The organism is Deinococcus sp., from assembly GCF_030523985.1.
Taxonomy (GTDB): domain Bacteria; phylum Deinococcota; class Deinococci; order Deinococcales; family Deinococcaceae; genus Deinococcus.
Genome location: NZ_JAUNHK010000012.1, coordinates 16,918 through 20,364, shown reverse-complemented (window position 1 = coordinate 20,364; position 3,447 = coordinate 16,918). Strand labels below are relative to the sequence as shown.

General features: G+C 66.4%; 5 protein-coding genes. All 5 read right to left on the bottom strand.

What is annotated here, in order from left to right; all coding sequences use genetic code 11:
• A partial coding sequence (locus Q4C89_RS03490; protein WP_303101244.1) for a response regulator transcription factor occupies window positions 1-158 on the bottom strand: 158 nt, incomplete at its 3' end.
• An 87-nt stretch (window positions 159-245) separates the two neighbouring features.
• Entirely contained in the window at window positions 246-1,649 is a 1,404-nt protein-coding gene (locus Q4C89_RS03485; protein ID WP_303101217.1) for an RtcB family protein, read from the bottom strand.
• Between the two features lie 216 nt (window positions 1,650-1,865).
• The gene (locus Q4C89_RS03480; protein WP_303101216.1) at window positions 1,866-2,414 is read right to left on the bottom strand and encodes a cytochrome c; all 549 of its coding nucleotides are present in this window, start codon (window positions 2,412-2,414) and stop codon (window positions 1,866-1,868) included.
• A 184-nt stretch (window positions 2,415-2,598) separates the two neighbouring features.
• Entirely contained in the window at window positions 2,599-2,964 is a 366-nt protein-coding gene (locus Q4C89_RS03475; RefSeq protein ID WP_303101215.1) for an MGMT family protein, read from the bottom strand.
• A gap of 21 nt (window positions 2,965-2,985) precedes the next feature.
• A partial coding sequence (locus Q4C89_RS03470; protein WP_303101214.1) for an FAD-binding oxidoreductase occupies window positions 2,986-3,447 on the bottom strand: 462 nt, incomplete at its 5' end.

Genomic DNA, 3,447 nt, shown 5'->3' with positions numbered 1-3,447 from the left:
TCCATCAGAATCACGTCGGGCTGGGTGTCGGCGGCGTAGCGCACGGCCTCGCGCCCGTTGGCGGCCTCACCAATCACGCGCATCCCCTCCGATTCCAGCAGGCTGCGTAAGCCTTGGCGAAAGAGGGCATGGTCGTCGGCAAGCAGGACGCGAATCATGGCAAAGAGTGTAGACGCTCCGGCGCTGAGAAAAGCGGGGAAAGGGACCAATGGCGACCTTTCCCCGCTTCATTTTTGCAAGCGGCGCTACACGTCCTCGCTGCCCGTATCCATCCTCACCACGCGGGGGTGGAATTCGCCCAGCACGTCCACCAGATCGCTCTGGCGGGCGATGACTTCTTCGATGCGCTTGTACGCCTGGGGCGCTTCGTCTATGCCGCCGCCGATGAGGGTGACGCCGCGCTCCTGAAGGTACTTTTGCACGTCCTTTTTTGCCAGCGAGCGCTCGGCAGCCTTGCGTCCGAGTTGGCGGCCCGCGCCGTGACTGGCGCTCGCCAGGGCTTCGGCGTTGCCCCGGCCGCGCACCAGATAGCCGGGGTCGGCCATGCTGCCGGGAATCAGACCGAGTTGCCCCGCCTCGGCAGGCGTCGCGCCCTTGCGGTGGACGATGAGTTCGCGGCCCTCCACCTGCTGTTTCCAGGCGAGGTTGTGGCTGTTCTGGGCGCGGAGCAGCGGCTTGACACCCAGGGCGCGGGCGAGGCGCTGGTGAATCTGGTCGTGGTTCGCCAGCGCGTAGCGGCCCGCCAGATTCATGGCCTGCCAGTAGGCTTGCCCGTCCTCGCCGTCCAGCGGCAGCCAGGCGAGTTTCTGGGCTTCCTTGTCCAGCGTAGGCCACAGGCGCTGGGCGACGTTGGTAAAGTGCCCCGCCACCTGCGCCCCGAAGCCACGCGAGCCGGAGTGCGACAGCACCGCGAGGTATTCGCCTGCGGGCACGTCTTCCAGCGGCTGGGCCAGGGTGAAGGTTCCGAATTCCACGAAATGGTTGCCGCTGCCCGACGTGCCGATTTGCGAGGCGGCCTTGTCGTAGAGGTGGCGCAGCAGGGGCTGCTCTTTCCAGGTGTCCTCGTGCAGCACGGGATGGTCGAGGCGCTCACGCTTGTCGAAGGCCACGCCCGCGCCAAAGCGGGTGTGCTTGAGTAGCAGCGAACGCGCTTCTTCGGTGCTGAGGTTCTGCGCCCCAATCGGCAAGATGCTGAGCATCATCGAGCAGCCGATGTCCACGCCCACACCGTAGGGAATCACGGCATTTTCGGTCGCCAGCACACCGCCGATGGGCAGGCCATAGCCCACATGGGCATCGGGCATCAGCGCCCCGGCGCGGGAGATGGGCAGACGCATCGCTACGTCCATCTGGGCATGGGCGCCCGGCTCGATCAGGTCTTCGCCCCAGATGCGGTAGGGCAGCGGCGCGGCGCGGAGCTTGGCCGACTGCTGGCCCTGCTGCTTGGCACGCTGTTCCAGCAGATGGGCGGCGAGTTCGGCGTACACGCCCCCGCCCGCGTACTGCTCGGGGTAGCCCTGCACGCTGCGAAGCTCGTCCAGAATGTCGTTGCGGCTGACGCCCGCGTCTTCGCGGAGATTAGCGGCGCTGAGGGCGAGGCCCACGGCCTTGTTTTCGAATCCCAGTTTGGTGATGTGCTTGCCGTTCATGGTCGGAACTCCTGAAAGAGGATGAAAAGAAAGGGAGGGGGCCGAGACCTGCATCCTGCCTGCGTCGAGGTGAAGGGGCCACCCCCTGATCCACCATCTTTCTTTAGACAAGCGGCGCGGCGCATCCGCCAAGTGGCGCACTCGGCCCAGGCCAAAGGGCGCACCAAAAGAGGGCCGCCCCCACCGGGCTGGCAGGGGCGGGGCGAGCGGCAAAGCTCAGTACAGGGTCTTGATAAAAGCGTGTACGTCGTTGACTTGCTGGGCGCTGAGCTGCGCTTCGGCAAAGCGGGGCATGACGGGGGTCAGCTCCTTCTCGGGAGTTCTGCCTTCACGAAGGGCGGTGGTGAACTCGGCGTCGCTCCAGTCGGCGGCGGCGTTCAGAGCGGGGCCGACCGCGCCCTGCCCTTCGGCACCGTGGCAGCCTGCGCAGCTTCCGGCGTAGACCGCCTTGCCTGCTTCGGCGTTGGCTTCGCCTTCAGCGGTTTCCGTCGTGCCAGCGGCGGTTTCCGTGCCGCTTTCCTCGCTGCTCATTTCGGTGTTGGTGCCCTCGGTGCCCCCCGCTTCGGCGTTGGTGGCGGCGCCGCTGCTGTCATTGGTGCTGGCGGTAGCGGCAGGCGCCTGGGGAGCGTCCGCGCCCGTCGCTGCCGGGGGGAACATCATGCGAGGAATGGCGATCAGCAGGGCGAGGCCCACAATGACACCCAGGGTCACGCCCAGCGCCCATGACATGGCGTTGCCCGCCGTCCGTTGGTTCTTGCTCTTCATGCGCTACAGCATACGGCTTAGACCAACTTCCAAAAAGCAGACTTTATAAAGGCTGCTTTTTGCGAGCAGAGCGAGAAGAGGCGGAGGCCGACACCGGAAGGGAAGGACGTAGCCCGGTTCTTTTCTGGGCTGCGGCCTGCACTGGAGGAGTCGGCTTCACCGGGCGGACAGGCTGTCCCTCGCTCTACAGCAGACGTTCAGGCAAGGCCGCCTGCCCTTCCTCCTCGGGCCACCACTGATACAGGCCCAGGTCACAGCGCCCCGAAGCATCGAAAACGACGCCTTCCTGCCGCAGCAGCCCTTCCTGAAGGTCGCCAAAGCCGACTTTGTGGGTGCTGACTTTGCCCTGCGCGTTGATGACCCGCTGCCAGGGCAGGTCGGAGTCTTGCAGCAGCCCGTTCATGATGAAGCCGACCTGCCGCGCCGCGCCGGGCTGCCCGGCCAGCAGAGCGAGTTGTCCGTAGGTCATCACCCGGCCCTCAGGGATGCGGGCCACCAGCGAGAGGACACGCTGGCGCAGGTCGGAAGGGGAGGGCGCAGTGTCGGTCATGTGCCCGCGAGTCTAACCGCTCTACCGGTCGAGACGGAAAATGTCGAGGTCGGGCGTCGGTTCGCCCAGGACATGCGCCGTCAGCAGCCGCGCCGCCTGCACGCTGTAGGTGATGCCGTTGCCGCCGTAGCCCAGCGCGAACAGCAGCCGCGAGCCGGGTTGGGGGCCGATGTAGGCCAGCCCATCCTTCGTTTCACCGAAGGTGCCCGCCCAGGCAAAAGCGGTTTCCAGTTCCTGGCCCAGCAGCTTGTTGATTTTCCGTTCCAGCCGCTGCTGCTTTCGCTCCAGCGCCCGCGTGCGCCGTGCCGGGCTGTGAAAGTCGTCGTCCTCGCCACCCACGATCACGCGCCCGTCGGCGGTGGTGCGGGCGTACAGGTAAGGCCGCGCCGTTTCCCAGATAAGGCACCCTTCGGGCCAGGGGTCTTGCGGCAGCGGCTCGCTCGCCAGGGCATAACTGTTTTTGAGGGACGCCAGCCGCCGCCC

Bases quoted from the DNA above. Each gene is read 5' to 3' on its own strand.
- Q4C89_RS03485 (WP_303101217.1), bottom strand. From the start codon at position 1,649: ATGAACGGCAAGCACATCACCAAACTGGGATTCGAAAACAAGGCCGTG.
- Q4C89_RS03480 (WP_303101216.1), bottom strand. From the start codon at position 2,414: ATGAAGAGCAAGAACCAACGGACGGCGGGCAACGCCATGTCATGGGCG.
- Q4C89_RS03475 (WP_303101215.1), bottom strand. From the start codon at position 2,964: ATGACCGACACTGCGCCCTCCCCTTCCGACCTGCGCCAGCGTGTCCTC.